The sequence below is a fragment of the Rhizobium sp. 21-4511-3d genome (assembly GCF_053522545.1).
The window spans coordinates 250861-277079 of record NZ_JBNWCF010000002.1 but is presented as its reverse complement, the minus strand read 5'-3'; the positions used below and the strand labels follow the sequence as shown (position 1 = coordinate 277079).

Sequence of the window (26219 nt, the reverse complement as noted above, 5' to 3'; positions counted from 1 at the left end):
GACGTATCTAATCACTGGTTGCAAGGATTCTTCGTGGGGTGCATCGGCGCACAGCTTATGCGATCACCGCCCCGGTCGCCCCGTCTTACCCTTCGTCCGGCTTTTCCGCTTCTGCTCGCCCGGATCTTCATAACTCCCGACGCCCGTCTTGCCGCGCACTAGCGGGCGCGGGTCGTGGTTCGAGACGGCCCGTTGGGCCTCCTCACCATGAGGAGTGCGCTCCGGCTGGCCCTCCATCAGCGGAGAGAAGCGTTTCGTGCTCTTCGAGGCATCCGGCTTTTCCGGGAGTTTGCCTGAGACGGGCTTTTCGGTGCGGCCGACGGTCATTTCGTCGAGGTCGTTGCGGCGGAAGAGGGACTTGCCTGCCGGTTCCTGGATGTCGCGGCCCATCTCGTCGAGATTGGGGCGGGAGAAGTAGGAGGGCTGAGCAAGATCGCCCCCCTCTGGCCTGCCGGCCATCTCCCCCACAGGTGGGGAGATCGACTCGCTGCGCCCGCTCGCTCCCTCGCCGCCACCCTCATGCTGAGGTGCGGAGGGCGAAGCCCGGAGCCTCGAAGCATCCTTCTTGCCGCCCTCAGACTGAGCGGCTGGCGCAGTAGACCGCAGCCTCGAAGCATCCCGCTTGCCGGCTTCCATCGACTTGGCTTCCTCGCGGGCCATCGGGTCGTCCATGACGGCGAGTTCGGCGGCCTTGAGGCGTTTGATTTCGTCGCGCAGTCGGGCGGCCTTTTCGAAGTCGAGGTCGGCAGCGGCGTCGCGCATGCTCTTTTCGAGCGCGTTGAGATGGGTCTGCAGGTTGTTGCCGACGAGGTTGCCGCCATCGGCGAAGCCCTTGCCGTTGACGCCTGAAATGTCGGCGCGGACGTGGTCGCGCTCGTAGACCGAGTCGAGGATGTCGGAGATGCGGGCCTTGACGCTTTCGGGCGTGATGCCGTGTTCGGTATTATAGGCCATCTGCTTTTCGCGGCGCCGCGCGGTCTCGTCCATGGCGCGCTGCATCGAGCCGGTGATGTTGTCGGCATAGAGGATGACCTTGCCGTCGACGTTACGCGCGGCGCGGCCGATGGTCTGCACCAGCGAGGTCTCGGAGCGCAGGAAACCTTCCTTGTCGGCATCGAGAATGGCGACGAAGCCGCATTCGGGAATGTCGAGGCCTTCGCGCAGCAGGTTGATGCCGACGAGGACGTCGAAGGCGCCGAGACGCAGATCGCGGATGATCTCGATGCGCTCCAGCGTGTCGATATCCGAGTGCATGTAGCGGACGCGCACGCCCTGTTCATGCAGGTATTCGGTCAGGTCCTCGGCCATGCGCTTGGTCAGCACGGTGCAGAGGGTGCGGTAGCCCCTGGCGGCGGTCTCGCGGATTTCGCCGAGCACGTCGTCCACCTGGCTGCGGGCGGAGCGGACTTCGACGGGCGGATCGATGAGGCCGGTCGGGCGGATGACCTGTTCGGCGAAGACCCCGCCGGATTGCTCCATTTCCCAACCGCCGGGGGTCGCCGACACGGCGATCGTATCCGGGCGCATCGCATCCCATTCCTCGAAGCGGAGCGGGCGGTTGTCCATGCAGGAGGGAAGGCGGAAGCCGTATTCGGCCAGCGTCGCCTTGCGCCTGAAGTCGCCCCGGTACATGCCGCCGATCTGCGGCACGGTGACATGGCTTTCGTCGATGAAGACGATGGCGTTGTCAGGGACATATTCGAACAGCGTCGGCGGCGGATCGCCGGGGTCGCGGCCGGTCAGATAGCGCGAATAGTTCTCGATGCCCTGGCAGGAGCCGGTGGCTTCCAGCATCTCGACATCGTAGCGGGTGCGCTGCTCCAGGCGCTGGGCCTCCAGCAGGCGGCCGGCCTTTTCGAGCTCGACGAGGCGCAGCTTCAGCTCTTCCTTGATCGACTTGATGGCGCCGTTGAGCGTCGGGCGCGGCGTCACATAGTGCGAGTTGGCGTAGATCTTCACCGATTTCAGGTCGCCGGTCTTGGCGCCCGTCAGCGGGTCGAATTCGGTGATGGCGTCGATCTCGTCGCCGAACATGCTTATGCGCCAGGCGGCATCTTCCAGGTGGGCGGGGAAGATTTCGATCGTGTCGCCGCGGACACGGAAGGAGCCGCGGGTGAAATCCATGTCGCGGCGCTTGTATTGCTGGGCGACGAGGTCGGCCAAGAGCTGACGTTGGTCCAGGCGATCGCCGACATTCATCTGGAAGGTCATCGCCGTATAGGTCTCGACTGAGCCGATACCGTAGATGCAGGAGACCGAGGCGACGATGATGCAGTCGTCGCGCTCCAGCAGCGAGCGTGTCGCCGAGTGGCGCATGCGGTCGATCTGCTCGTTGATCGAGCTTTCCTTCTCGATATAGGTGTCGGAACGCGGCACGTAGGCTTCCGGCTGGTAATAGTCGTAATAGGAAACGAAATATTCGACGGCGTTATCGGGGAAGAAGTTCTTGAATTCCGAATAGAGCTGGGCGGCCAGCGTCTTGTTCGGCGCCAGGATCAGCGCCGGGCGCTGGGTTTCCTCGATGACCTTCGCCATGGTGAAGGTCTTGCCGGAGCCGGTGACGCCGAGCAGCACCTGGCTGCGGTCGCCATTCTCCAGTCCTTCCACGAGATCGCGGATCGCCGTCGGCTGGTCGCCGGCCGGCTGGTATTCAGAATCCATTCGGATGGTGATGCCGCCCTCGGACTTGTCCGGGCGGGCCGGGCGGTGCGGCGTCCAGATCTTGCCGTTCTTGTGCAGCGGGTTGCCGCTCTCGATCAGCTTGGCGAGCGCATCGACCGTGGCGGTGACGGCGGTGCCGGCCGAGAGCGACGACGCTTCCTCGAGGCCGACATCGAGGCCGGAGACCGGATTGAGGCCGGCGGCGGCACGGGTCTTCGGATCGGTGGAGCCGCCGATCGAGACGCCACGCGCGGTCTTCGACACCGTCGCCTTCTTGTTGACGCTGACGGCCTCGCTGTGCTTGCGCGCCTCGTTCTCGACCTTCTTACGGTGCTTGCCCGCCTTGGAGGCGATTTCGCGTTGGCTTTCGACGCCCGCGGCCTCGGCATCACGCTCCAGCTGCTTCACCCAATCGGCGACGGACCCTTCGAGCGGGGCGCCTTCGAAAGACGACTGGGGAGCTTCCTCGAAGCCATTCGGGGCGGGAGATTTCTTCGGAGTTTTGGCCATGGCCGGAATATGGAGAGAGTCAGCGCGAAAGTGAAGAGGCAAAGAGTACAAAAGGGAAACGAATGAATCGTTCGGATTTCGCCAACAGTCGGGCCGAAACAGAAAACCGGCCGGGTTGCCCCGGCCGGTTCATCAGGCGCTGAGTAGGTCTCAGCCGTTCTTCTTGATGACGCCGTAGACGATGTTGCGGTTCTTGCCGAAGAAGACCTTGGATTCGTAATTCTGGCCGGCCGTCGCCTCGTGGATGATCTTCCACATGTCGGCTTCCGAGCGGAGCAGCAGCGCCCAGTTCATGAAGGTCTCAATGTAGCCATCGACGAGGATCGGGTAGGAGTAGTTGGCGAACAGGAATGTGCCGCCCGGCTTGACCATTTCCAGGCAACGCTGGGTCAGCTTGATGGCGACGCGATCGACAAGATAGTCGTAGAGGCCGGAGGCATAGACGAGGTCGAAGGTGCCGGGGTTGGAGCGGCGCATCAGCAGTTCGCGCACCGAGCCGTCGATCGCCTCGACCGCCGTGCCCTGGAAATCGCGGGCGATGGTGCCGATGCTCATCGGATCCTGGTCGAGAGCGACCCAGCGCTTCAGCGCCTTCTGCTTCATCGCTTCGGAATAGGCGGCTTCGCGCAGGTGGCCGGCGGCGACGCTGAGGACTTCCGTGCCCGGACCACGCTCGGCGGCGACTTCGTCGACCTGGCGGGCGAGGATGTCGCGGCGGTCCCAGTTGGCCTGCGAGGAGGGGGCGGTGCTGGTATATTCGAACAGCGCCTTGCCGAGCTCGGAGGATGCCGCGACCTTGTCCATCACGCTTTCATGGCGATAGATGAAGTCGAGCAGGGTGGCATCGCCGGAATAGCCGCGCGGCTTGTCCCACGACCACTTGGTCAAGGGATCCTCAAGGAAATAGCTGGTGACGGCGTGGTTCTGGATCAGCGGAACCAGTTCCTGCCAGACGCGCGGGTGAATGCGGGCGCGCATTTCATGCAGCGAGATCGTGACGCGATCGATGATCTTGGTCGGATCCTCGGATTTCACAAATCCCTGGCGGGCGAGTTCGAGCAGGAGGGCGACTTCACCCTTGCTGATCGCCAGATGTTCTTCGAAACGGTCGGTCTTCGGAGCTTCGAGCTCGTTGGCTATGGCTTTGGGCGTAATAAGGCTGTGGCCGTCGAAATCCATCTTGGGCTGGGTCACGCGAGACGTCCTCTAATCACTTCGGGTTAAATTGCCGGGTCACACCTGTATCATTCCGGGCGTTACCTTGAATTGTATATTAGCGAGAAACTTTTCATTAACCATTGAAATCCATAAACATGATTAACGGCGCCGGTTTGGCTGGAATTTAGCAAGCTTTAATGGAGCCCCTCTATTTTGGTGGGGTCGGATTGCCGGTATTGCCGTGTCTCGTCACCTGAAGGGGCTAAGCGAACCGCACGAATGCGTCGGTCAATTTCGTCTGGATCAACAGCGGAAATCTCCGGCGGAGATAGTACGGAGCGGTGGAAGAGTGCATGAAGCACGCGATTGCTTATGCGGCAGAGATTGATCTTGAACCCAAGTTGCTGCGGCCAACGCCGGGCGAACTGCGGGATCTCTATCGCATGGAAGGGGAGACTGAGCGAAAGACGGCGACACGGCAGGGGCTGTGGATCGCGGTTATCGTCTATATCCTGTTTTCCGCTACCGACCTGCTGCTGATCCCCGACGTCGCCACCTATACAATTCTCGCCCGCGTCACCGTCGGTACGCTGGCGCTGCTGATGCTGGAGGCCGAGGTCTATTTCGGCAAGAGCATCCAGTGGCTCGACCGGACCAGTGCCACGGCGCTGGTGCTCGGCTTTGCCGTCTGGTGCTTTCCGGCGGTGCGCACGGTGCATGCCGACAGCCTGTCCTATTACATGATCTTCGGCGCCATCTTCATGATGGGTGCCAACCAGTTCTTCAATTTCCGCTTCGGCCTGTCGGTGCTGGCCTCCAGCGCCGTGCTGACGACCTTCCTCGGCTCGCTGTTCTTCTTCTGGCCGACCAGCATCTACGCGATGGCCTTCGGCATGTTCTACGTGTCGTGCTTCGTCTTCACTTCCTATGTGAACTGGAAGCTCAATCACGAGCGCTACCACGTGTTTCTCAACGCGCTGGAAGCCCGGATGCAGCAGAAGGAAGCGACGGAGCGCGGCGAAGCGCTGCTGCGCATGTCGAACACCGACTACCTGACCGGCCTCGAAAACCGCCGCGCCGTCGACCAGCGTCTGCGTGATCACTGGAAGGAATGGCAGCGCAAGGGCGTCGGCTTTACCGCCATCCTCGTCGATGTCGACTTCTTCAAGAAATATAACGACGGCTATGGCCATCAGGAAGGCGACCGCTGCCTGATCCATGTTGCGCGCACCATCAAGGACGCGATCGAGGTCTATGGCGCATCGATCGGCCGTTACGGCGGCGAAGAATTCATCGTGCTGGCGCAATTTGCCGAGCGCGAGCGTGTTGCCGAGCTCGCCGAATGCATCCGGGCGACCGTCGAGCAGATGGGGCTGATCCACGAGGAGCGCCGCGACGGCACCTCGATCGTCACGGTTAGCATCGGCGCGGCCTATACGCGCGACCAGAGCGGCAAGCTTGAAAAGATCATCCATGAGGCCGACCGGGCGCTCTACAGTGCCAAGGCAAGCGGCCGCAACTGCGCGCGCCTGTTCGATCCGAACGATCCGTTCAGCAGCGACGAGAGCGAGAATATCGCCGCACTGCTGCGCATCGCGGTGGCGCAGGATCTGCTGTCGCTGGTCTATCAGCCGATCGAGGATATCCGCACCGGCGGCCGCGACGCTGTCGAGGCGCTGATGCGCCTGAAGACGCTGGACGGCAGCTCGATCCCGCCGAGCCTGTTCATTCCGATCGCCGAGCGCACCGGGATGATCCTCGAGCTCGGCCGCTGGGTCATTCAGACCGCTTGCCGCGACGTGCTGCTGCCGAACCTGGCGCAGATCGCCAGCGTCAACGTTTCGCCGATCCAGCTGCGCATGCCCGGCTTCGCCGCCAGCGTCGCCGCGATCCTCTACGAGACCGGCGTCTCCGGCAATCGCCTGGCCTTCGAGATCACCGAAGGGCAGGAGATGGAGATGCATGCCGACGTGCTGAAGTGCATCAGCGACCTGAAGACGCTCGGCATCCGCATCTGGCTCGACGATTTCGGCACCGGCTTTGCCGGCCTGTCCTGGCTGCGTCTGATCGACTTCGATACGGTCAAGATCGACCGCTCCTTCCTGCATGGCAGCGCCACGCCGCGCGGCAAGGCGATGCTCGAGGATATCGTCGGGCTGATCCGCAACCGGGGCCCGAAGATCCTCGTCGAGGGTATCGAGACCGCCGAGCAGCTGACCCTGCTGCGGCAACTGCGTATCGACTATGCCCAGGGCTATCATCTCGGCCGGCCGGCGCCGGTTCAGGCAATCGACTCCACCCCTTCCAAGCCGCCGCGGCCGACGCTTGTCGCCTCGCGTCCGGCAGGCCGCTGACGCCGCCTGCCAAAATGCCGCAGTCTGGCAGCGGAACAATGTCAGGATCGCTGACGTTCTGAAGTGTCACCTCCCGGTGGCACTTCCGCCCTTTTCAGGGCGCTCTCTCCGACGGCATCCGGAATTGCCCCGCCTCGCCGCCGCTTTCGGACGGAGGAACAGACATGTCCGCATTGGCAAGCCTGCGTGCGCTCTCCCCGCAGCAGCGTAATACCCTTGTTGCCAGCTATCTCGGCTGGACCCTTGATGCCTTCGATTTCTTCATTCTCGTCTTCGTTCTCAAACATATCGCCGAAGAATTTCACACGGATGTTCCGGCCGTCTCGGCAGCGATCTTCCTGACGCTTGCGATGCGCGCCGTCGGCGCGCTGATCTTCGGCCTTGCCGCCGACCGCTTCGGGCGGCGCGTGACGCTGATGGCCGACGTGCTGCTCTATTCGATCTTCGAGTTCCTGACGGGATTTTCGACCGGGTTGACGATGTTCCTGATCCTCCGGGCGCTCTATGGGATTGCCATGGGCGGTGAGTGGGGCGTTGGCGCCTCACTAGTCATGGAGACCGTGCCGGAGGAATCCCGCGGCATCGTCTCAGGCATCCTGCAGGCCGGTTATCCCTCCGGCTATCTGCTGGCCTCGATCGTCTTCTTCCTGCTGTTCCCGGTCATCGGCTGGCGTGGCATGTTCTTCGTCGGCGCGCTGCCGGCGCTACTGGTGCTCTATATCCGCCGCAATGTGGAGGAGAGCCCGGCGTTCATCGAGAGGCAGCGGAAGGGGCGCAGGCCGTTCCTGACGATCCTGCGCGAAAACATCCCGTTGTTCATCTGGTCGGTGCTCTTGATGACGGCTTTCAATTTCCTCAGTCACGGCACGCAGGATATCTATCCGACCTTCATGGAAACTCAGCGCGGCTACGACAGCTACACGACCGGCGCGATCGCCATCGTCTATAATATCGGCGCGATGTGTGGCGGGCTGTTTTTCGGGGCGCTGTCGCAGCGCATCGGCCGTAAGAAAGCGATCGTCATTGCCTCGCTGCTCGCGATCCCGGTGGCGCCGCTCTGGGTCTATGCGCCCGGTCCCGTGCTGCTCGCCATCGGCGCCTTCCTGATGCAGTTCTTCGTCCAGGGTGCCTGGGGCATTGTTCCCGTGCATCTCAACGAGCTGTCGCCGGACGAGGTGCGCGGCACATTCCCGGGCTTTGCCTATCAGCTCGGCAATCTGCTGGCCTCGGGCAATGCAACGATGCAGGCCGGTCTCGCCGCCCACTGGAACGGCGACTATGCGACGGCGCTGCTCGTCGTCGCGGCCGTGGTTGCGGCGGTCGTCGCCCTGTTGGCCGGCTTCGGCTACGAGAAGAAGAATGTGCGCTTCGGCACGGAGGAGGCCGAGGCGCCAAGCGGCGCGTATCGCGCCTGAGCGCGAGGGGCGGGTCACTCCGCCCGCCCTTCGCCCGTTTCCGGCTGTAGCTATTTCTTAACCAGAGTCTTCTAATGTTTGCTTTGCGGTGGTCAGGTATTGCGTTCCACTGCAGCTTGATCTGGCTGGCTCACATGATGGCCGGCATCATGAAGGCGATGAATTTCGCCGTTACGGCTCCCGACGCATCCTTGCTCACCAGCGGAAAAACAGATTCCCTCACCGTGCCGGATTGATTGCCGCCGAGCAGCGTAACCGTCGTCTCGCTCGCGGCGATGACGAAGCCGACATGACCGGGACCGCTTTCCCATTTGGGATCACTGAAGGGGGCATAGCGGCGGACTGCGATCGAGCCGGGTATGGGCTTGGGCAGGGAGATGAACTGCCCCTTCTTGTTCCAGAAGAAGGAGCGGGCGCCCGGATGATCCGTGCCCATGTGACCGCTGGTCACCAGGCAATAGTTGACGAAGGCGGCGCACCAGTCGACTTCATCGCCGCCATCAGCTTCGAACCACGCCGAACACACCTTGAAATAGTTGAGGATGCGCGGGTTTTCGCCGGGATCTGGCCATTGGCTGCGTTCGTGTGCGGGCAGGGCGGCCTCGCGGCGAGCGATGTCCATCCAGTCCTGCGTTGCCGATGCCGCCGATGATATGATGGCGCTGGTGGTGGTGGATCGCAGTGCTGCCGGCGCATTGGCACGGATCAGTCCTGGTTTCCATCCCTCGATCTCCTGGATCCTCCTGGCGACCTTGCGAAACTCGTCGACCTTGAGTGTTGAGAGCGGCGTATCAAGCGGGATGCCGGTGCGTTCTGCGAGCGCCGCGGCGTAGGCGGCCGAGTTGTTTTCGCTCGGCGGAGCATAACGAAACACGGCATCGCGGAGTGTCAGGTTGATGTATTTCGAGGTCTTTAGCAGCGCGATGATCGCCGCCGTGCCTGTCTGTTCGTCCGGGAATATGGCGAAGCTGCCGTCGTCGCCGATTGCTCCGGCATTCAGGGAGAAATCGCCTTTGCGGATATTGCCGGGATTGCAGTTGCGCCAGGAGCGCGAGCCACCCTCGCGGATTTCGTCGCGGCCTTCGGCGTCAGTATAGAGAACGGTTTTGTAGGCGATCGAGCGGGCGTGGACGAATGGCCCAGCCGCCCCTGGGGGAGGAAGGTCCGGAAGGTCCATATTGGCGACGGGAGCACTGACCGGGAGCGATGCGCTGATCTGTGCAAAGGTTGTCGCCTTCGCAGGCGTCGCAGCGGTGCTATAGCTAACGGAATATGTCCCGTCTTGTGCCTTGTCGATGGAGACGACTTTCAGCTTCGTCATCGATAGTACACTCAAGACTTCGTTGAGTTTGTCTTTGGGTATTCCGGTCATCGTTTCCATGCGCGACATCCTCCATTGGTTCGTGACTGCGCGTGTGAGCACGTGAATTGAGGGTATTTCGCACCCGCTAGGCAGGCTTTGCAGGTAATGCCTTTAGCGTTGTGAGCAGCTTGCGCCGGTTGGCCGCCTGACCGGCGTCGTAGATCAGAAAGGGAGCCGTAACGCGGGCGTTTGCGGCCGCTGCATTTACGGCGGCTAGGACGGCGGGATTCCCGGTATTCATGAATTCAATGATCGCTGCGGTCGTCTCGTCGGCGGCGTAGGCGTAGATTCGCTCCACCTTCTCATCTTCGCTAACGGCGAGGTTCTGCGCAGCCTGTTCATCGATCGTCGCCATGCCGGCAGTGATGGTGCCGGCGGCGGCATATTCGTTGACGTCGATCATCGCGAGCTCAAGCGGATAGCTCAGCGTGCTCTCGCTGAGTTTTGCGATGATTGCAGACCGCACGCGGTTGCGGTTTGCCTGCATCTGCTTCTGCAGAGCCTGGATCGTGCGATCGGCAAGGATGCTCTTGTCGTAGGCGGCCACGCCGCCCTTGATCGCAGTATCGACTGCGGCGAGCGTCGTTTTGGCAGCCTCGGAACCGGTGAGTGCGCCCGCCGTACTGAGCGAGATGCTGGTGACGGTCGCGCCGAAGGGCACGATCTGGCTCTCTTGCGTCAACCGGTTGACGAATTTTGCATATCTCAGGTCGATCGTGCCGATAGCGCCAAGGACGATCGAGTTGCGGAGCGACTGGCGCCGCCCGGGATCGGTGACGGTCTCGTATGTAGCAAGTCTCTGAGTGCTGAATGCGCTGGCGAAATAGCGGTCGCTGACAGCTTGGTACTCTGTCAAGTTCGGTGTACCGGCGACCGACGGCGTGCAGCCGGCAAGCGCCGGCAGCAGCGCAAGCGCCACCACAATCTTAAAAATTCTGCTCATGCCCCATCCCCTAAAACCGGGGATATCAAGTCACATCGCAGAGTGATTTGAAACGAATTGCATGCAACCTGTGATGGCGGAACTGGAGGCCGCGGTAGTGTTCACCGAGGTGCGTATCCGGATGCCCGCCGCTCCGGCACAATCTCCCGCCGCCCGTAGACAAACACCGCAATCGCGGCAAGCGCGGCAAGGCCATGCACCCAATAGGCAAGCCCGTATCCGCCTTCCTTGGTCAGCCATCCCGCAACGATATTGCTCAGCGAGGCGCCGATGCCCTGGACGGTCATGACGGCGGCGAGGCCGGCGTTGAAGCGGCCGGTGCCGGAGAGGATGCGTTCGGCGGCGAGCGGTGTCGCGATGCCGATCAGGCCGGCGCCGGCGCCATCGAGGAACTGGACCGGATAGATCGCCGCGAAGCTTTCGAAGCTGCCGGCGATGGCGCCGCGCAGCGGCAGGGCGCAGAGCGCGATGACGAAGATCGAGGCGAGGCCGAAGCGGCGGATCAGATAGGGAGCGGCGAGGGCCATGCCAATCATCGACAGCTGCGAGACGCCGGTGACGATCGCCGTCGTGCGGAAGGGCGTGCCGAGCTGGATCGAGAAATCCTGGGCGATCAGCCGGCTCATCGGCGCATTGCCGAAATGGAAGATCAGCAGCGTCACGGCAAGCAGGATGAGGCCGCGGGAGCCGGCGATGACGGAGTGGCCCGATGGACCCGGGCTGCCGTCGTCATGGGCAAGGCCACGGGCGACCTTGTTGTCGATGCGATGGGGATCGATCGCCAGCGTTGCGGCGATCGTGGCGAGCGCGGTGAGGATCATCAGGCCGATGATACCGTTAAGGCCGAAGAACGAGGAGGCGAGATAGACGCCTGCCAGCGAGACCACATTGCCGGCATGGTTCCAGAATTCGTTGCGCGCCACCTGATCCGGAAAGGCCGCTTCGCCGACGAGGCCGAGTGTCAGGCCCATCAGCGCCGGACCGATCACGGCGCCGACGATCGCCGTCATCGATTGACCGCCGAAGACCGAGGCGTTGCCGGGGCTGGCGAGCGTCCAGAGTGCGGCTGCCGTCACCAGGACCACCGGCACGATGATCAGCAGCCGCTTGTGCGGCGACGCATCGACGAGCGCGCCGAACAGCGGCGTGGCGATCAGCCCCAGAATGCCGCCGAGCGTGGCGACCACGCCGAGCGTCATCGGCGTCCATCCATGCGTCGCGAGGAAGCCGTCGAGAAACGGGCCTAATCCGTCGCGGGCGTCGGCGAGGAAGAAATTCAGGGTTGCGAGGGCTGCGAGCGAGCGGCAGGAGAGGCGGGATGGGTGCGAGGCGGTCACGGGGTTTCCTTCGGGACGATGCTTTGTCCTGAAGGTAGATCCGCTTTTGTGCGGGCCGCTTCCGGCGCTCGCCATGAACGGCGGACCCGATCGAAAGTTCCGCGGTTTTGCGGCGTGAGCGGCTATTGCGGTGAAAATCCGTTGTGCCGCCGGAGAGGCCTTGAAGAGCGTGGATTTCGGGATACATGGTGGCGCCAGCAGTCACGCCTTCCAAGGATTCTCCCATGCCGTTTTCGTTGAGCCCCGCCGCCGTCTGGCCGGTCATCATGCTCTTTGCCTCGAACATCTTCATGACCTTCGCCTGGTACGGGCATCTGAAGCACAAGAGCAGCGCCATCTTCCTGGCCATCATCGCCAGCTGGGGCATCGCCTTCTTCGAATATTGCCTGGCGGTTCCGGCCAACCGTATCGGCTCGGCGGTCTATACGACGGCGCAGCTGAAGACGATGCAGGAAGTGATCACGCTGATCGTCTTCGCAGGCTTCTCGATCTTCTGGCTCGGTGAGAACCTCACCTGGAACCACGCCATCGGCTTTGCGCTGATCGCGATTGGCGCATCTTTCATCTTCCGCGGCTGAGGAGTGGCCGCCTGCCTTAGGGCAAAAGCGACAGGCGGCCGGCCCTGCGATAGGGGTGGCTGATCCCAGGGCAGGCGGGTCCGTAGCGGATCGACCGGCGGCGCTCCATCAAATCGGCGCCGTCTTTTCAACGGTGCGTGGCCACTTGCCATTCTCCCTGCCTGCATGGAAACTGCACGGATAGGGGGAGTGGACCATGGCAGAGCGCGGCCGCGAGTTTGCAGATATCGCCTATACTGTCCTCGTCGTCGAAAAGAAGCCCGGGGTCGAGACCGTGGCCGCTGCCCTCGGCATGACCTATGCGGTGCTGCATTCGCGGCTGATAAACCGCACCTGCTTTTCCGCCGACGAGATCAATGCCCTGGTGCGGGCGGTGCCGGATGTGCGGCTCGTCAACTACCTACTGAAGGAGACGAGTTTCATTGCCGCCGACCGGCCGTCTCCCGAGACGGCTGATATAGACGGCGCGCCTGTCGACCTGCAGCGCAGCGCGACGCGCGTGGTGGTCAACGCGACGGGCATATTGGAGGTCGTCGATGCGGTGCTTGCCGGCGGCGGGATCGACCACCGGCGCGAGGCGCTGGTGCACCGGGAGATCGACGCAACCGAGCGGGCGCTCGCCACGTTGCGGCTCCGGCTCACCGGCGAGTGATCAGAGCGCCGTACTGGCGCGGCGCAGCTTGCAGAGCCATCCGTCGCCTTCGGCCTTGAGCGCCTCCATCTCCGCAGCAATATCTTCATGGCGCTGCTCCAAGAGCTGCTTGCGCGCAGCGGTGCTGCTTTTGCGGAGCTTGGATTCGATGGCGAGCAGCTGGAGCTTGTAGAGATTGAGGGTGCGCACGATGCGCATATATTCACGGAGCGGATCAGGATCAGGCATGGCAGGCTTTTGGGCACGTGGTTTCACATGCCAGCCCATATCGCGGCTCTGCCGCCCGCGACATCAAAACGGCCCCAGTTTTTCAACGGCTGATAGCATTGCTCTTAACGCGCGGTAACATGGAGTGACCGGCGGATGGGGAACGGGTGAGGGCGGCGCGCGTTGGATTTCCATGAACTGGAGATCAAAGATGCAGAAGAACAAGCCGCTCGTCGAAGTCGTCGTATCCACCAGCAAAGGCAAGGTGCCGCTCGGGATCATGAATACCGAACAGGCGCTGGCGCTGCCCGATGAGATCGACGCCAAGGTTTCGCATCCGGATCACAAGCCGGGCGAGACCGATGTCTATATCCCGCTCGAGGAGCTGGAGCGCCATCCGGTGGTGACCGCGACGGAGCGAAAATCCCAATAATTACAAATAGTCCATGTCCGTCCGCCGCCCGATTGCGGTCGCATTTGGCTGAGACCCTGTCACTATCCGGTGATGACGAGGTGATCGGTCATGAGCGTCTCCTTCCAGACAATCGCGGCAATCCGTTTCGGCTATGGCTTCAGGCCGGGCGAGGCGCAGCCCGAGGACAAGCAGGCCCTTCTGGCGCAACTCAAATCGGGGGTGGAGGCTACGCCGTCCTTTCCCGATGGTGGCGCAGAGGCCTGTCGCAAGCGTATTGGCGACCTGCAGGATCAGCTGAAGGAAATCCGCCAGGAGGCGGGGGATGACGACGAGCAGCGGCGCAACCGGCGCCGCCAGCTGCAGCGGCAGGTTCAGCGTGGATTTCAGCGCGATGCCAATCAGCGGCTGATGCAAGCGGTTCTGTCGCCCAACGGCTTTTACGAGCGCCTCGCGACCTTCTGGACCAACCATTTCTCGACCAGCGCCAACAAGAGCCTGCCGATGCGGCTGATCGTGCCGCTCTACGAGGCAGAGGCGATCCGCCCGAATATCGGCGGCCCGTTCCGCGATCTGCTGCGGGCGGCGACCGAGCATCCGGCAATGCTGATTTATCTCGACCAGGCGCAGTCGCAAGGGCCGGATTCGCCGGGCGGCATGCGCCAGAAGAAGGGGCTGAACGAGAATCTGGGCCGCGAGCTTCTGGAGTTGCACACGCTCGGCGCCGGCAGCGGTTATACGCAGGCCGATGTCCGCTCGGCGGCCATGGTTCTCACCGGGCTGACGATCGATCGCGACGATATGGATGTTGCGTTCCGTCCGCGGATTTCCGAGCCCGGCCAGCATACCGTCCTCGGCGTCAGCTATGGCGGCGACCGGCGCACTCGCAAGGACTATCTCGCGATGCTCGACGATCTCGCCGCGCATCCGAAGACGGCCGAGCATATCTGCCGCAAGCTCTGTATTCATTTCATCGCCGACCAGCCGGCGCCCGAGATGATCTCGGCGATGACCGATGTCTGGAAACGGACGGATGGGGATCTGACTGCCGTCTATGGCGCCATGCTCGATCATCCCGCCGCCTGGCGCGACGAGGGTGCCAAGGCGCGGCAGCCCTTCGATTTCGTGGTGGCGGGGCTGAGGGCGCTGAATGCCGGAAGCTTCATGGAGGCCAATCAGGACAATGACGATGATGCCGATGCGATGATGGCGGCACCCGCCAAGGATGCGGATAACGCCAACGGCATGAATGCCATGGCGCCGCCCGGTTCTGCCGATGAGGACAAGGTCAAGCGGCGCAAGGCGTTTCAGACGGCGCGGGCGCTCGGGCAGGGTGCGTTGCGGCGCATGGGCCAGCCAATTTGGCTGCCGCCGAGCCCGGCCGGTTTCGAGGAGACATTCGGCGCCTGGATCACTGCCAGCCAATTGGCCGAGCGGCTTGCCTGGGCGCGGCGCGCCTCGGCGCGGTTCGGAAAGGATCAGGATCCACGCGAGTTTCTGAAAGCCACGCTTGGCGATGCGGCGCGTGACCAGACGATCCGTGTCGTGTCGCAGGCGCCCAACAAGATCAGCGGCCTGACGCTGGTTCTCGCATCCCCCGAATTCAACCGCCGATAAGGAGCCTCGCGATGACAGAGATTGTGCTTTCGCGCCGCGGTTTTCTTGCCTCTGCCTGCTGCATTGCAGCAGCCCCCATCTTCACTCCCGTGGCCTTCGCGGCCATGCCCGGCGACAACAGATTCGTCACCATTGTCCTGCGTGGCGCCATGGACGGGCTTGATCTCGTGCAGCCCTATGGTGACGCCGGCTTTGCGGTGCTGCGCCCGACACTGGCGCTGACGCCGGACAAGGGGCTTCTCGATCTCGATGGTCACTTTGGCCTCAATCCGGCAGCGGCGGATCTGCTGCCGCTCTGGAAGTCGAAAGAGCTGGCCTTCGTTCATGCGGTGTCGACGCCCTACCGCGATCAGCGCAGCCATTTCGATGGCCAGGACATGCTGGAATCCGGCGGTGAGCATGTGGCCGAAGAAAAGACCGGCTGGCTCAACCGGGCGCTCGCTGTCATCCCGCGCTCGGATGCGCGCAAGGCGATCGACGTCAATACGTCGACGGAGCTCATCCTCTCCGGCCCAAACAATGTCGATGTCTGGGCGTCCGATTCCAATCTCGGCACCGCGAAGGACGAAATGCAGTTCCTGATGCGGCTCTATGCCGACGATCCGGCTTTCGCCAAGGCGATGGAGGAGGCGACCAGGGCAAACGGTGCGGCGATGATTGCCGAGCCGGAGGGAAAGCGTGGCGAAAAGATCACCGATGTCGCGGCACTCGCCGCAAATATGCTGAAAGGCGAATACCGGATCGCCAGTTTCTCTATCAACGGCTGGGACACGCATGGCGGCCAGATGGCGCAGTTCAAGCGGCCGGCGCAGGACCTGGCGCAGGCGATCAATACGCTGAAAGTGACGCTAGGCCCTGACGTCTGGTCGAAGACCGTCGTGCTGGCAATGACCGAATTCGGCCGTACCGTCCGCCAGAATGGCTCTGGAGGAACGGACCATGGCACCGGCGGCTGCGCGCTGCTTGCAGGCGGGGCGATCAACGGCGGACGCATCCTCGGCAAATGGCCGGGTATCGGCGATGCCCAGCTGCTCGAGGACCGCGACCTGATGCCGACGGCCGATGTTCGCGAGATCGCCGCTGCGATGCTCTACCGGCAGTTCGACGTCAGCCCTGACGACCTGACCGCGAAGATTTTCCCGGGACTGAGCTTCGACAAGTCATCGCAATTCTTGCGCGCCTGACTTCGATCCCGGATCTCACTCGGCGGGGACAGGCTTGGGTGCGCCGTTCTCGTCGAGCGCCACCATGATGAAGGTACCGGCGGTAACTTTTTCCATCTTGTTGTAGCGGGAGCGGTGGGCCCAGGCCTCGACGATCAAGGTGATCGAGGTGCGGCCGACGCGGTCGATGTCGGTGTAGACCGAGAGCGTGTCGCCGATCTTGACCGGCAGTTCGAAGGCCATTTCCTTGACGGCGGCGGTGACGACGCGGCCGCGGGCGCGTTCGGCGGCGCGGATGCCGCTTGCCAAGTCCATCTGCGCCATGACCCAGCCGCCGAAAATATCCCCCGCCGGATTGGCATCGCCGGGCATGGCGAGCGTGCGGAGGGTCAGTTCACCTTTCGGCTTCGGGCTGTCGTTCATTGTCAAGTCCTTGTCATTTCACGAAGCGTGAAGATGGCAGGCTTGACGGCTGGATGGCAAGGGCAATGACGCGGTTATGCAGGGATGGGCGGCGGCGATCTCTCAGAGACGGCCGAGCGTGAAGAACAGAGCTGCCCAGAAGAGAGCCGACAACTCGGCTGCCACCAGAAAACCGATCGCGCGTTCCGTCATGGAGCTTCTCCTCGTGGGTTAAAAAGGGGGCTCGCGACCCCAGACGCGAGCCCCAATCCTTTCGTGTCCGCCAAGACGCGTTAGGATGGCCAGCGAAATACTCAAAATGGGGGAGGCGCGGTATCATAAGATCTTGGGATAGGGATGCTGGAGCAGGGCTCGACGTGCCTCTCGTGCCTGGTCACAGATTATTATGCTTACCAGACCGCAAAAAAATCGCTGAGCTTAAATATAATAGAATTCATATGCTTGGCCGATGAGGTGCCGTTGCAAGAGGTTCCTTTCGTTACGTTATGTGACGCCGAACTAATAATGCTTCACCGGCCAGTAAGACATGCGCTGCAGAATTTGCGCCGATCATGACTGCGTGAATGCGAGGGGACTTCGTGCGCAATACAAAGATTTCGACCCGTCTCTACGGGCTTGTCGGGCTGACGTTGGCGATTTTCGTCGGCGTGATGGCTTTCTTCCTGAACTATTCCTACTCGGAGCTTGAGGCGGAGCGGAAAGCCGGGCTGGCGCAGATGGATGCGACGGCCATCAACATCATGAAGAAATACTACAAGATGGAGCAGGACGGTACGCTGACGCGCGAACAGGCGCAGACGGCGGTCAAGGACGTCATCGCCTCCATGCGCTATGGCGACAGCGGCTATTTCTGGATCAACGACATGCATCCCAACATGGTGATGCACCCGATCAAGCCGGAGCTCAACGGTACCGACCTCACGCAGAACAAGGATCCGAACGGCAAGTTCCTGTTCGTCGAGTTCGTCAATATGGTGAAGGCGCATGGCCAGGGCTTCGTCGATTACTACTGGCCGAAGCCGGGTGCCGAGCAGCCGGTTCTGAAATACTCGCATGTTGCAGGCTTCGAGCCTTGGGGCTGGGTTGTCGGTACCGGCGTCTATGGTGACGACCTTGCCGCACTTTACCGGCAGAACGCGCTGTGGGCGGCGCTGCTCTGCGGTCTGGGCGCGATCGTCACCCTGCTCATCGCCTATGCGATCGTCCGCAGCGTCACCGGTCCGGTGGCGCGGATCGGTGCTGCCATGCATGCGATTGCTACCGACGACTCCGCTGCCGCCGTGGTCGACAGCGAGCGCCGCGACGAAATTGGTCACATGGCGAAGGCTCTGCTTGTCCTGCGTGACTCGATGATCGAACGCAGTGAGATGCGTTCGCGCGAAGATTCCCGCCAGCGCGAGCTGGATGGCGAGCGCCGCAGCAGTGAGCAGCGGATGCGCAGCTCTGCCGAACGCCAGAACCACGCGATGATGACGCTCGGCCAGGGGCTGGAACGGCTTGCTGCCGGTGATCTCACCGTCACGGTCGGCGATCTCGGCGAGGAATATTCCAAGCTGCGCTCCGACTTCAACGCTGCTGCCGGTGCGCTTGCCAGCGTTATCCAGGCGATCTCGGAATCGAGCCATGTCGTCAATGACAGCGCCTCCGATATCAGCGAAGCGACCAGCAACCTGTCGAAGCGGACGGAGCAGCAGGCTGCTGCCCTGGAAGAGACGGCGGCGGCTCTCGATGAGATCACCGCAACCGTTCGCACCGCCTCCGAGCGGGCAACGGAAGCGCGTGAGATGGTGTCCGAGACGAAGACCAGTGCCGGCAAGTCCGGCGAAATCGTCCGCAACGCCGTGGCGGCAATGAGCCGGATCGAGGATTCCTCGAGCCGGATCGGTCAGATCATCGGCGTCATCGACGAAATCGCCTTCCAGACCAATCTTCTGGCGCTGAACGCCGGTGTCGAAGCGGCGCGTGCGGGTGAGGCGGGACGTGGTTTCGCCGTCGTTGCGCAGGAAGTGCGCGAGTTGGCGCAGCGCTCGGCGAATGCCGCGAAGGAAATCAAGACGCTGATCAGCAATTCGGCGGCCGAAGTCGAAACCGGCGTGTCGCTGGTTCGCTCGACCGGCGATGCGCTGGTCGAGATCGAGGCTCTGGTCAACAAGGTCAACGACCACGTGAATTCCATCGCGACGGCTGCCCGCGAACAAGCGACCGGGCTGCAGGAGATCAACACATCGGTCAACCACATGGACCAGATGACGCAGCAGAATGCCGCGATGGTGGAAGAGACCACGGCCGCCAGCCAGACGCTCGCCACCGAGAGCAACCAGCTGCGCACGCTGCTCTCCAACTTCCGCCTCGGCCAGGGCCAGGCGACGGCTCAGCGCTCCTATAACCGGGCGGCTTGAGAATATCAGGAGAAGGCGGGAAACCGCCTTCTCCGTCACGGGTAAGCTTTCCTTCACCAGTTTTATTTAAATTTGAGCGGAATTCTTCAGGTTGCAAGCAGGGCTGCGGGGCGATGGAGGGTATTGTGTCTGTCTCTCTTTTGCGGCGTATCGTGCTGACCACGCTGGTTTCCACGGCGCTCACGACCTGTTCCGTCAGTGACGGCCTCGTGCCGCCTGCAAGTGTCGATACCGGCACGAAAGTCAGCTCCATTTCTCCCCCCAGGCAGTCGGCCATGCGCATGGCGCCGATGGAAACGGCGCAGTCCTATCCGGCATCCGCGCCAGTCTCGCGCGCCGGCGGATCGGTCGATTATCTCGATACGCCGAACCTTGCAGGCGAGGGCCATGCTGCAGGCGATGCCACTCCGGCGTCCGGCCGCAGGCTGCCGATGATCGATAGTGACGAGGCGCTCGCCCAGCAGCAGGTGCCGCGCTCACAGAACGCAGCCGGCAACTGGGGCGGCACACAGCAGCTTTCGGTGCCCGACGGCGGCGTCAACATGGATTCGGAACTCGGCGCCGAACCGGTGGTCGGGCTGGCGCAGGAGCAGCAACAGCAGATCGCCGAGGGCGAGACCGCCGAGCCCGTCGTCGATGGCATCGGCACGGATGCGCCGACGCAGCGCAACGCCATGCCGCGACCCGCCGCACAGGCGCAGATGAGCCAGGCCCGCGTCTGGAACGACGGCAGCGCCGTTGTCGCGCCGCAGCGCGTTCCCGAAGAGGACGAGAGCCAGGAAGTGGCGATGCTGCGGCCCTCAAACCCGATGGTGAGCACGCCGGCAATGCCCGCCGATCCCGGCATGATGCCTGCCTCCGAGCGCGCCTGCCGCCAGGAGCTGAAGCGTCTCGGCGTGATCTATTCGGACAAGCCGGCGATCTCCAACGGTCCGGCCTGCCAGGTGCCGTATCCGATTTCGCTGCAGGGCCTTTCCGGCAATATCGGCGTGAAGCCGGCGGTGACGCTGAACTGCCAGGTGACGCTTGCCTTTGCCAAGTGGGTGAAGAACGAGCTCGCGCCCTCGGCGCGCTTCCGCTACTGGTCGGGCATCCAGACCATCGAGCCGCTCGGTGGCTATTCCTGCCGGCGCATGAACAACAGCCGCCAGAAATACAATCCGATGTCCGAGCATGCACATGGCAACGCGATCGATGTCGGCAAGTTCGTGCTGAAGAACGGCCACGAGATCGATATCCGCAAGAAGGGTCTTTTCTCCTTCCGGGAGGGGCGCCTGCTGAAGGCGGTGCGCAGCGACAGCTGCCGTTATTTCAATACCGTGCTTGGCCCGGGCAGCAATCCGGAGCACTGGAACCATTTCCATTTCGATCTCAGAGAGCGCAAGGGCGGCCGGGTCTATTGCAGCTAGGCTGACGGGTCTATTGCAGCTAGGCTGACGGCTTGGCCTCGACAGGGGAATCTGATCTGACGGGCTCTTCCTGAGAGGAGAGTCCGGATGGCCGAACGCAAGCGCCCGAATTTCATCATGCTCATTCTTGTCGTTGTCATTGCTGCCGCCGCCGTGTTCGGCGGGCGTTGGTATGCCTATGTCGCCTATGCGAGCGACCCGTTCGACGAAGTCGGCATCAGCCTCAACACGATGATGCCGGCGCCGATCCGCGACATCGGCTGCGGCATGCTGAAGAGCCGTTTCGAGGGCAAGACGCTGCCGCCCTTCGGCTGCGGCGTCAACGGACAGTGGTGAGCGGACAAAAAGAAAGCCGGCGAAACGCCGGCTCAGACTGACCGGCCTTCAGGGGAGATCGACCGGATATTCAAAGTGTTCGTGCTTACAGCGGCATTTCGATACAAATAGAGACAGCGGAAATAAGGGGCGTAACGAGCGCCCGATGACGGTTCCGCAAAGGGATGGGCGGCGGCGCGGGAACCGTTGCTTGCCTCTGAGGCGGTTATCCCCCGCAAAGATCACCGGTTGATGACAAAGGCGGTGGAAAGACGATTTCGATGAGCCGCTTTGCTTGGCGCCACTATGGGCTGCCCTTTGAATAGTGTGTTCACGGGCTGCGGGATGTCAAAGTGTCATAAAGGGACTATATAGCGGCACAATAAGAGGAAACGTCCAAAAAATCGCATGGCTCCCATCATTTCCATCCGCAATCTCACCAAGCACTACGCCAACGGCTTCGAGGCCCTGAAGGGCATCGATCTCGATGTGGAGAAGGGCGAGATCCTGGCACTACTCGGCCCGAACGGCGCCGGCAAGACGACGATGATCTCGATCGTCTGCGGCATCGTCAATCCGAGCGGCGGCGAAGTGCTCGTCGGCGGTCATGACGTCGTGAAGGATTTCCGCGCGACCCGCACCATGATCGGCCTGGTGCCGCAGGAGCTGACGACGGACCAGTTCGAAACGGTCTGGAACACCGTCAGCTTCTCGCGCGGGCTGCACGGCAAGAAGCCGAACCCGGCGCATATCGAGAAAGTGCTGCGCGACCTGTCTCTCTGGGACAAGAAGGACAACACGCTGCGCCAGCTTTCGGGCGGCATGAAGCGGCGCGTGCTGATCGCCAAGGCGCTGAGTCACGAGCCGGAAATCCTGTTCCTCGACGAGCCGACCGCCGGTGTCGACGTGACGCTGCGCAAGGACATGTGGCGCGTCGTCGAGCAGCTGCGCGAATCCGGCGTCACGATCATCCTGACGACCCATTATATCGAAGAGGCCGAGGAAATCGCTGATCGCGTCGGCGTCATCAATGGCGGCAAGCTGCTATTGGTCGAAGAGAAGGCGGCGCTGATGGCCAAGCTCGGCCGCAAGCAGCTGATCCTTGAGCTTGCCGAGCCGCTCGAAACATTGCCGCAGCATTTTGCCGGAAACGGCCTGTCGCTGGAGCAGGGCGGCACGCGGCTCGTCTATAATTTCGACCCGCATAACGAGCAGGAAAGCATCGCGGCACTCCTGACCCGGCTTTCGGCCGACAACATCCATTTCAAGGATCTCTCGACGCGGCAGAGCTCGCTCGAGGATATCTTCGTGGCACTCGTGGGAGGCGCCAAGTGAATATCGAAGCCATCAAGTCCATCTATTTCTTCGAGATGGCCCGCACGCGCCGCACGCTGCTGCAGAGCGTCGTCTCGCCGGTGATCTCTACCTCGCTCTATTTCATCGTCTTCGGCGCAGCCGTCGGGTCGCGGATCCAGACGGTGGAGGGCGTCTCCTACGGCGCTTTCATCACGCCCGGCCTGATCATGCTGACGCTGCTCGGCCAGTGCATCAGCAACGGCTCCTTCGGCATCTACTTTCCGAAATTCACCGGGACGATCTACGAAGTGCTGTCGGCGCCCGTGGCGATGACCGAGATCCTGCTCGGCTATGTCGGGGCTGCCGCCACCAAGGGATTGCTGATCGGGCTGATCATTCTGCTGACGGCCAACGCCTTCGTGGAGGTGCGCATCGAGCATCCCTTCATGATGATCCTGTTCTTCCTGCTGACTGCCATCACCTTCAGCTTGTTCGGCTTCATGATCGGCATCTGGGCCGGTAATTTCGAGCAGCTGAACCTGATCCCGATGCTGGTCGTGCCGCCGCTCACCTTCCTCGGCGGCAGCTTCTACTCGATCAACATGCTGCCGCCCTTCTGGCAGGCGGTCAGCCATTTCAATCCGGTGCTCTATCTCGTCAGCGGCTTTCGCTGGAGTTTCTACGGGATCGCCGACGTCAATCCGCTGATCAGCCTGTCGATGATCACGCTGTTCCTGGCGATCTGCCTTGGCACGCTTGGGTGGATGTTCAAGACTGGTTACCGGCTTCGCAACTGAGGTGCAATTGCACGCAGGTGTTGAATTCGTACATTGACACGTATCGCCGTGATGCAAATGTGCAATGCATGGCTGTGCAATAGCTGAAATCTCAAGGAAGATTTTACCTATGGTGGCGTGATTTCGCGTTTACGTGTGGAAATCTTGCCTTGTCACGCTTCCGTCACGCGACAACCTTATCGTTAGTGTGCTTAATTAGCTTTGCGAAGCGAGGGGATCGCTAGCGTCTCCTTCACTTCTGTCTTCGGACGGCGGTGAAGATTCTACCGCCACTAGAATACGGACGCCGAGAATGATCAGACTGCAAATTTTGTTCGCTGTCGCGTTCATGGTCGCGATGTGCTCGCTGGCCTTTGCCGTCAGCTACAACCATTCGAAGGTGAGCGACAGCCACACGGGAAGCACCGGCTTCCTCTGGCTTTCGGCCTCGAGCTGATGCTTGCCGCCTGCTAACGTGCATATCTCTCGAGGATCGCGCCACCGAAGGCCGGCAGCAATCCGAAGATCAGAAGCTGCAGCGTGCCTTCGATCACGACAAGCCAGTTCAGCAGGAAGGCTGCCGCAAGACCCGCGGCGCAGCCGATGATGAACCTGCCATATCCCCGCATGTCGCTGTCCTCACCGGCTGCCTGATATAGCCAACAAAACTCAGTTCTGCGTCGGGCGGATATTGCCGACGCCGATTTCGCCTTCGAGAACGCCACGCTGCAGATCGCTGCGGCCATGCTCGATCTCGATGACGCTGTAGAGCTTGTCGTTGCGGAAGGCGCTGGCATTGATCGTCGTGACATCCTCGGCGGGCGCGGAATCGATCTCCATGAAATCGAGCTCCCGGCTTGCCGCCACGATCCGCGCATCGCCTGCCGTGCGGGCCGCGACCATCACTTCGCCCTGTGACGGCGCGTTCTGCCAGTTGGTGTCGGTGGGGGCTGCTATCGGCACCAGCCGATAGACGTTCAGCTCCTCGTCGCCTGTTGCATGCCCGTGCTCTCGGGCGGCATCTTCCATCTGCGCCTGGCTTTCGACGGATTGTCCGAAATGGGTGCGGCTGACGCCATTGAAGGCATCCTTGCCGCCGGTTCTGACGGTATTCGACATGGTGATCTCCTATTCTTCGCGCTGGCAGCCGCTCACTTGGCGTTGATGGTCGGCAGAAAGAGCTCGACCTGCCTCCGGCTATCCGTGTCGAGCGTTTCGACGCGCGCGTTCCAGAAAGCAGCCGCCTCCGGGGTGTCGGCTTCCCAGCTGCGGGTGGACACGATGTTATCGTCCACCACCGCCCGGCGATGCCCGCCGAGACGCATATATTCGTCGGCAATGTCCTTGGTCCGGTTGTCCATGACGGCCTCCTTTCAAGGTTTGAACCCCGTTGGAGCGTGCAAGTTCCATGGATGTGCCGATAAAGGCGGGGCTCAATCCCGCAGGCGCAACTCGTCGGTCTGCATCTGCATCGAGCCCAGCGTCTCCAGGAAGCTCATGCCGAGGAGGCTCTGGTCGAGTTTGCCGTCTTCGGCGACGCTGGCGGCGACGCCGGTGCGGGTGATCGGGCCGATGGAGACGCGGTCGAGGGTGACGGGTGCGGCGCGGGTGCGGCCGTTAGCGGTCATCACGGTCATCGAGTATTCGAGGTTCTCGGGAATGATGCCGATGCGTTCGGCGTCGGCATGTGAGAGTGCCACCATGCTGGCGCCGGTATCGACCAGCATCTGGATGGTCTGGCCGTTGACGGCGACATCGGCTTCGAAATGGCCGTTCAGGAGCTTGTGGAGGATGACCTCGCTGCCGCCCTCGCTGGTGGTGACGACAACGGCGCGGCCGGGCACGAGGCCGGCGAGCAACCGGTTGCCGACGCCCTGCAGATCCTGCCGGTAGAGATAGACAGTGGCGAGCGCCAGGATGATGACCAGCCAGATCATCAGGTTGCGCATCGTTTCACCGATATTGCGCCGGCTTGCCCAGACGCCGGCGGACAGCATCAGCGCGATCGGCAGCAGATAGATCATGCGGCCGAAATCATCGGCTTCCATGCCCATGATCCGGTCATTGCCGTTGTTGAAGAGAAGGATTGCAAGACCGATGCCGATGATCAGCAGGAAGACCGTCAGCCGGGTCATGCAGAGTGCCTCGCGTTGGTATTTTGCCGGCTATCGTTCTGCGTGGCGCCATCGAAGATGCGGGCGGGGAGAACAGCCATCAGCCGGGCGCGCTCCGCATCGGAATAGCTCATCCAGCCGCCGATTTCCTGGATCGTGCGGCCGCAGCCCATGCAAAAGCCGGTTGCGGGGTCCATCGAGCATACGTTGATGCAGGGTGTTTGCATGAGCGATATATCGTTGTTTCACAAGGCCATGGCAAGGGCGCAGAAGGCGGCGATCTCGGAAATCTGTTCGGCGGCGCCGAGCGTATCGCCGGTGTGGCCATTCAGCTTGCGGCGGATGTAGAGGGTGAAGACGAGAACCGAAATGCCGGCCGCCAGCAGGCTGCAGACGAGCGGCAGCAGGCCCATGACCGGCCAGACGATCAGCGCTGCGAACAGGCAGCCTGAGACGACGGCGATATGCATGGCGCTTTCGCCGGGTTTGCCTGAAGATGCGGCGAGCCCGTCCGCCTTCGCCGGCGGCAGGCGGTGCCAATGCCAGACGAGGGCGGATCGCCCAAGGCAGGCGGCGACGGGGATCGCGAGTGCGGCTTCCATAGACGGGACTTCGCGGGCGATGGCGGCGAGTGCGGCGGCGCGGAGTGCCATGGAGAGGATGAGGGCGAGGGCACCGTAGCTGCCGATCCGGCTGTCCTTCATGATCAGAAGGGCGTGATCCCGATCGCGCCCGCCGCCGAGGCCGTCGGCGGTGTCCGCCAGTCCATCCTCGTGGAGCGCGCCGCTGATGATGGCGAGCACGGCGATTGCCACGAGCGCTGCCATCAGGCGGTCGGCGCGCAGGCCGAGCAGCAGCAGAAAGATTGCGGCGGGGACGACGCCGATCAGTAGGCCGGCCAGCGGGAAAGCGCGTGCGGTACGGCTGAGCTTGCCGTCATCGCCGGCGAAGACGAAGGCGGGCATGGGAATGCGGCTCAGGAACGCGACGGCGCGGGCGGTGTCGAGCGCATAGGCCTTGATGATCATGTCCCCCACTTCATGCATGGAAGCTGCGGCGCTTTTGGAGTTGTTCGCCTCTGCCGCTGGCTTTAAGAGAGTCGCGACGAAAGAAGCCG

The 26219-nt window shown here is 62.4% G+C and carries 26 protein-coding genes; 13 read left to right on the top strand and 13 right to left on the bottom strand.

Features of this window, described 5'->3' with window-relative positions; all coding sequences use genetic code 11:
- Positions 1-63: 63 nt before the first annotated feature.
- Positions 64-3171, bottom strand: a complete 3108-nt coding sequence (uvrB, locus tag ACQZ5H_RS07230) for an excinuclease ABC subunit UvrB (RefSeq protein ID WP_449097176.1) — start codon at positions 3169-3171, stop codon at positions 64-66.
- A 150-nt stretch (positions 3172-3321) separates the two neighbouring features.
- Positions 3322-4365: a class I SAM-dependent methyltransferase gene (locus ACQZ5H_RS07225; protein WP_449097175.1), complete on the bottom strand. Its 1044-nt coding sequence runs from the start codon at positions 4363-4365 to the stop codon at positions 3322-3324.
- Positions 4366-4682: 317 nt separating this feature from the next.
- On the opposite strand from ACQZ5H_RS07225, the gene ACQZ5H_RS07220 reads away from it, so the two are divergent.
- Entirely contained in the window at positions 4683-6683 is a 2001-nt protein-coding gene (locus ACQZ5H_RS07220; protein WP_449097174.1) for a putative bifunctional diguanylate cyclase/phosphodiesterase, read from the top strand.
- A gap of 164 nt (positions 6684-6847) precedes the next feature.
- Positions 6848-8098, top strand: coding sequence for an MFS transporter (locus ACQZ5H_RS07215; RefSeq protein ID WP_130278132.1), 1251 nt, complete (start codon positions 6848-6850; stop codon positions 8096-8098).
- Between the two features lie 130 nt (positions 8099-8228).
- On the opposite strand, the gene ACQZ5H_RS07210 is transcribed toward ACQZ5H_RS07215, so the two are convergent.
- From ACQZ5H_RS07210 to ACQZ5H_RS07200, 3 genes are all read right to left on the bottom strand, one after another.
- A complete protein-coding gene (locus tag ACQZ5H_RS07210; RefSeq protein ID WP_449097173.1) occupies positions 8229-9479 on the bottom strand; it encodes a conjugal transfer protein in 1251 nt (416 codons plus the stop codon).
- A 67-nt stretch (positions 9480-9546) separates the two neighbouring features.
- Entirely contained in the window at positions 9547-10404 is an 858-nt protein-coding gene (locus tag ACQZ5H_RS07205) for a hypothetical protein (protein WP_449097172.1), read from the bottom strand.
- A 101-nt stretch (positions 10405-10505) separates the two neighbouring features.
- Positions 10506-11741 carry an MFS transporter gene (locus tag ACQZ5H_RS07200; RefSeq protein ID WP_449097171.1) on the bottom strand — a complete coding sequence of 412 codons (1236 nt, stop codon included), beginning with the start codon at positions 11739-11741 and terminating at the stop codon, positions 10506-10508.
- Positions 11742-11965: 224 nt separating this feature from the next.
- Here ACQZ5H_RS07200 and ACQZ5H_RS07195 point away from each other — a divergent pair, with 224 nt between their 5' ends.
- Positions 11966-12319, top strand: a complete 354-nt coding sequence (locus tag ACQZ5H_RS07195; protein ID WP_112716806.1) for a DMT family protein — start codon at positions 11966-11968, stop codon at positions 12317-12319.
- Between the two features lie 196 nt (positions 12320-12515).
- Entirely contained in the window at positions 12516-12971 is a 456-nt protein-coding gene (locus tag ACQZ5H_RS07190; protein WP_449097170.1) for a phage regulatory CII family protein, read from the top strand.
- Here ACQZ5H_RS07190 and ACQZ5H_RS07185 read toward each other — a convergent pair whose 3' ends face one another.
- On the bottom strand, positions 12972-13199 hold the full coding sequence (locus ACQZ5H_RS07185) for a hypothetical protein (RefSeq protein WP_112716802.1): 228 nt from the start codon (positions 13197-13199) through the stop codon (positions 12972-12974). It lies immediately after the preceding gene.
- A 190-nt stretch (positions 13200-13389) separates the two neighbouring features.
- On the opposite strand from ACQZ5H_RS07185, the gene ACQZ5H_RS07180 reads away from it, so the two are divergent.
- From ACQZ5H_RS07180 to ACQZ5H_RS07170, 3 genes are all read left to right on the top strand, one after another.
- The gene (locus ACQZ5H_RS07180; RefSeq protein ID WP_112716800.1) at positions 13390-13611 is read left to right on the top strand and encodes a hypothetical protein; all 222 of its coding nucleotides are present in this window, start codon (positions 13390-13392) and stop codon (positions 13609-13611) included.
- A gap of 90 nt (positions 13612-13701) precedes the next feature.
- The gene (locus tag ACQZ5H_RS07175) at positions 13702-15207 is read left to right on the top strand and encodes a DUF1800 domain-containing protein (RefSeq protein WP_449097169.1); all 1506 of its coding nucleotides are present in this window, start codon (positions 13702-13704) and stop codon (positions 15205-15207) included.
- A gap of 11 nt (positions 15208-15218) precedes the next feature.
- Positions 15219-16391 carry a DUF1501 domain-containing protein gene (locus tag ACQZ5H_RS07170; protein WP_449097168.1) on the top strand — a complete coding sequence of 391 codons (1173 nt, stop codon included), beginning with the start codon at positions 15219-15221 and terminating at the stop codon, positions 16389-16391.
- Between the two features lie 15 nt (positions 16392-16406).
- On the opposite strand, the gene ACQZ5H_RS07165 is transcribed toward ACQZ5H_RS07170, so the two are convergent.
- Positions 16407-16793, bottom strand: a complete 387-nt coding sequence (locus ACQZ5H_RS07165) for an acyl-CoA thioesterase (RefSeq protein ID WP_112716794.1) — start codon at positions 16791-16793, stop codon at positions 16407-16409.
- A gap of 578 nt (positions 16794-17371) precedes the next feature.
- Here ACQZ5H_RS07165 and ACQZ5H_RS07160 point away from each other — a divergent pair.
- The 6 genes from ACQZ5H_RS07160 to ACQZ5H_RS07135 all read left to right on the top strand — a co-directional run bounded on the left by ACQZ5H_RS07160 (position 17372) and on the right by ACQZ5H_RS07135 (position 23445).
- Positions 17372-19192 carry a methyl-accepting chemotaxis protein gene (locus tag ACQZ5H_RS07160; RefSeq protein ID WP_449097167.1) on the top strand — a complete coding sequence of 607 codons (1821 nt, stop codon included), beginning with the start codon at positions 17372-17374 and terminating at the stop codon, positions 19190-19192.
- Between the two features lie 125 nt (positions 19193-19317).
- On the top strand, positions 19318-20601 hold the full coding sequence (locus ACQZ5H_RS07155) for an extensin-like domain-containing protein (RefSeq protein ID WP_449097166.1): 1284 nt from the start codon (positions 19318-19320) through the stop codon (positions 20599-20601).
- A gap of 87 nt (positions 20602-20688) precedes the next feature.
- Complete coding sequence (locus ACQZ5H_RS07150; protein ID WP_203428705.1) at positions 20689-20937, top strand: hypothetical protein; 249 nt, start codon at positions 20689-20691, stop codon at positions 20935-20937.
- Between the two features lie 387 nt (positions 20938-21324).
- A complete protein-coding gene (locus ACQZ5H_RS07145; RefSeq protein WP_449097165.1) occupies positions 21325-22251 on the top strand; it encodes an ABC transporter ATP-binding protein in 927 nt (308 codons plus the stop codon).
- Complete coding sequence (locus tag ACQZ5H_RS07140) at positions 22248-23009, top strand: ABC transporter permease (protein ID WP_112716691.1); 762 nt, start codon at positions 22248-22250, stop codon at positions 23007-23009. Before ACQZ5H_RS07145 ends, ACQZ5H_RS07140 begins: the two co-directional genes overlap by 4 nt.
- Positions 23010-23301: 292 nt before the next feature.
- The gene (locus ACQZ5H_RS07135) at positions 23302-23445 is read left to right on the top strand and encodes a hypothetical protein (RefSeq protein ID WP_162708682.1); all 144 of its coding nucleotides are present in this window, start codon (positions 23302-23304) and stop codon (positions 23443-23445) included.
- 13 nt (positions 23446-23458) lie between these two features.
- Here ACQZ5H_RS07135 and ACQZ5H_RS07130 read toward each other — a convergent pair whose 3' ends face one another.
- The 6 genes from ACQZ5H_RS07130 to ACQZ5H_RS07105 form a co-directional block, all read right to left on the bottom strand.
- Entirely contained in the window at positions 23459-23617 is a 159-nt protein-coding gene (locus ACQZ5H_RS07130; protein ID WP_165402593.1) for a hypothetical protein, read from the bottom strand.
- Positions 23618-23657: 40 nt separating this feature from the next.
- Complete coding sequence (locus tag ACQZ5H_RS07125; protein WP_449097164.1) at positions 23658-24107, bottom strand: hypothetical protein; 450 nt, start codon at positions 24105-24107, stop codon at positions 23658-23660.
- 32 nt (positions 24108-24139) lie between these two features.
- Positions 24140-24349: a hypothetical protein gene (locus tag ACQZ5H_RS07120; RefSeq protein ID WP_449097163.1), complete on the bottom strand. Its 210-nt coding sequence runs from the start codon at positions 24347-24349 to the stop codon at positions 24140-24142.
- Between the two features lie 72 nt (positions 24350-24421).
- Entirely contained in the window at positions 24422-25123 is a 702-nt protein-coding gene (locus ACQZ5H_RS07115; protein WP_112716685.1) for a TIGR02281 family clan AA aspartic protease, read from the bottom strand.
- Positions 25120-25329 (bottom strand): DUF1289 domain-containing protein, encoded by a 210-nt coding sequence (locus ACQZ5H_RS07110; protein WP_449097162.1) that lies wholly within the window; start codon positions 25327-25329, stop codon positions 25120-25122. Before ACQZ5H_RS07110 ends, ACQZ5H_RS07115 begins: the two co-directional genes overlap by 4 nt.
- An 18-nt stretch (positions 25330-25347) precedes the next feature.
- On the bottom strand, positions 25348-26130 hold the full coding sequence (locus ACQZ5H_RS07105; protein ID WP_449097321.1) for an adenosylcobinamide-GDP ribazoletransferase: 783 nt from the start codon (positions 26128-26130) through the stop codon (positions 25348-25350).
- Positions 26131-26219 lie beyond the last annotated feature (89 nt).

Excerpts from the sequence above, each read along its gene's own strand:
- ACQZ5H_RS07115 (WP_112716685.1), bottom strand. The coding sequence starts at position 25,123 with ATGACCCGGCTGACGGTCTTCCTGCTGATCATCGGCATCGGTCTTGCA.
- uvrB (WP_449097176.1), bottom strand. The coding sequence starts at position 3,171 with ATGGCCAAAACTCCGAAGAAATCTCCCGCCCCGAATGGCTTCGAGGAA.
- ACQZ5H_RS07205 (WP_449097172.1), bottom strand. The coding sequence starts at position 10,404 with ATGAGCAGAATTTTTAAGATTGTGGTGGCGCTTGCGCTGCTGCCGGCG.
- ACQZ5H_RS07215 (WP_130278132.1), top strand. The coding sequence starts at position 6,848 with ATGTCCGCATTGGCAAGCCTGCGTGCGCTCTCCCCGCAGCAGCGTAAT.
- ACQZ5H_RS07185 (WP_112716802.1), bottom strand. The coding sequence starts at position 13,199 with ATGCCTGATCCTGATCCGCTCCGTGAATATATGCGCATCGTGCGCACC.
- ACQZ5H_RS07130 (WP_165402593.1), bottom strand. The coding sequence starts at position 23,617 with ATGCGGGGATATGGCAGGTTCATCATCGGCTGCGCCGCGGGTCTTGCG.
- ACQZ5H_RS07110 (WP_449097162.1), bottom strand. The coding sequence starts at position 25,329 with ATGCAAACACCCTGCATCAACGTATGCTCGATGGACCCCGCAACCGGC.
- ACQZ5H_RS07145 (WP_449097165.1), top strand. The coding sequence starts at position 21,325 with ATGGCTCCCATCATTTCCATCCGCAATCTCACCAAGCACTACGCCAAC.
- ACQZ5H_RS07165 (WP_112716794.1), bottom strand. The coding sequence starts at position 16,793 with ATGAACGACAGCCCGAAGCCGAAAGGTGAACTGACCCTCCGCACGCTC.
- ACQZ5H_RS07195 (WP_112716806.1), top strand. The coding sequence starts at position 11,966 with ATGCCGTTTTCGTTGAGCCCCGCCGCCGTCTGGCCGGTCATCATGCTC.
- ACQZ5H_RS07135 (WP_162708682.1), top strand. The coding sequence starts at position 23,302 with ATGATCAGACTGCAAATTTTGTTCGCTGTCGCGTTCATGGTCGCGATG.
- ACQZ5H_RS07120 (WP_449097163.1), bottom strand. The coding sequence starts at position 24,349 with ATGGACAACCGGACCAAGGACATTGCCGACGAATATATGCGTCTCGGC.
- ACQZ5H_RS07175 (WP_449097169.1), top strand. The coding sequence starts at position 13,702 with ATGAGCGTCTCCTTCCAGACAATCGCGGCAATCCGTTTCGGCTATGGC.
- ACQZ5H_RS07105 (WP_449097321.1), bottom strand. The coding sequence starts at position 26,130 with ATGATCATCAAGGCCTATGCGCTCGACACCGCCCGCGCCGTCGCGTTC.
- ACQZ5H_RS07180 (WP_112716800.1), top strand. The coding sequence starts at position 13,390 with ATGCAGAAGAACAAGCCGCTCGTCGAAGTCGTCGTATCCACCAGCAAA.
- ACQZ5H_RS07170 (WP_449097168.1), top strand. The coding sequence starts at position 15,219 with ATGACAGAGATTGTGCTTTCGCGCCGCGGTTTTCTTGCCTCTGCCTGC.
- ACQZ5H_RS07125 (WP_449097164.1), bottom strand. The coding sequence starts at position 24,107 with ATGTCGAATACCGTCAGAACCGGCGGCAAGGATGCCTTCAATGGCGTC.
- ACQZ5H_RS07150 (WP_203428705.1), top strand. The coding sequence starts at position 20,689 with ATGGCCGAACGCAAGCGCCCGAATTTCATCATGCTCATTCTTGTCGTT.
- ACQZ5H_RS07210 (WP_449097173.1), bottom strand. The coding sequence starts at position 9,479 with ATGGAAACGATGACCGGAATACCCAAAGACAAACTCAACGAAGTCTTG.
- ACQZ5H_RS07190 (WP_449097170.1), top strand. The coding sequence starts at position 12,516 with ATGGCAGAGCGCGGCCGCGAGTTTGCAGATATCGCCTATACTGTCCTC.
- ACQZ5H_RS07220 (WP_449097174.1), top strand. The coding sequence starts at position 4,683 with ATGAAGCACGCGATTGCTTATGCGGCAGAGATTGATCTTGAACCCAAG.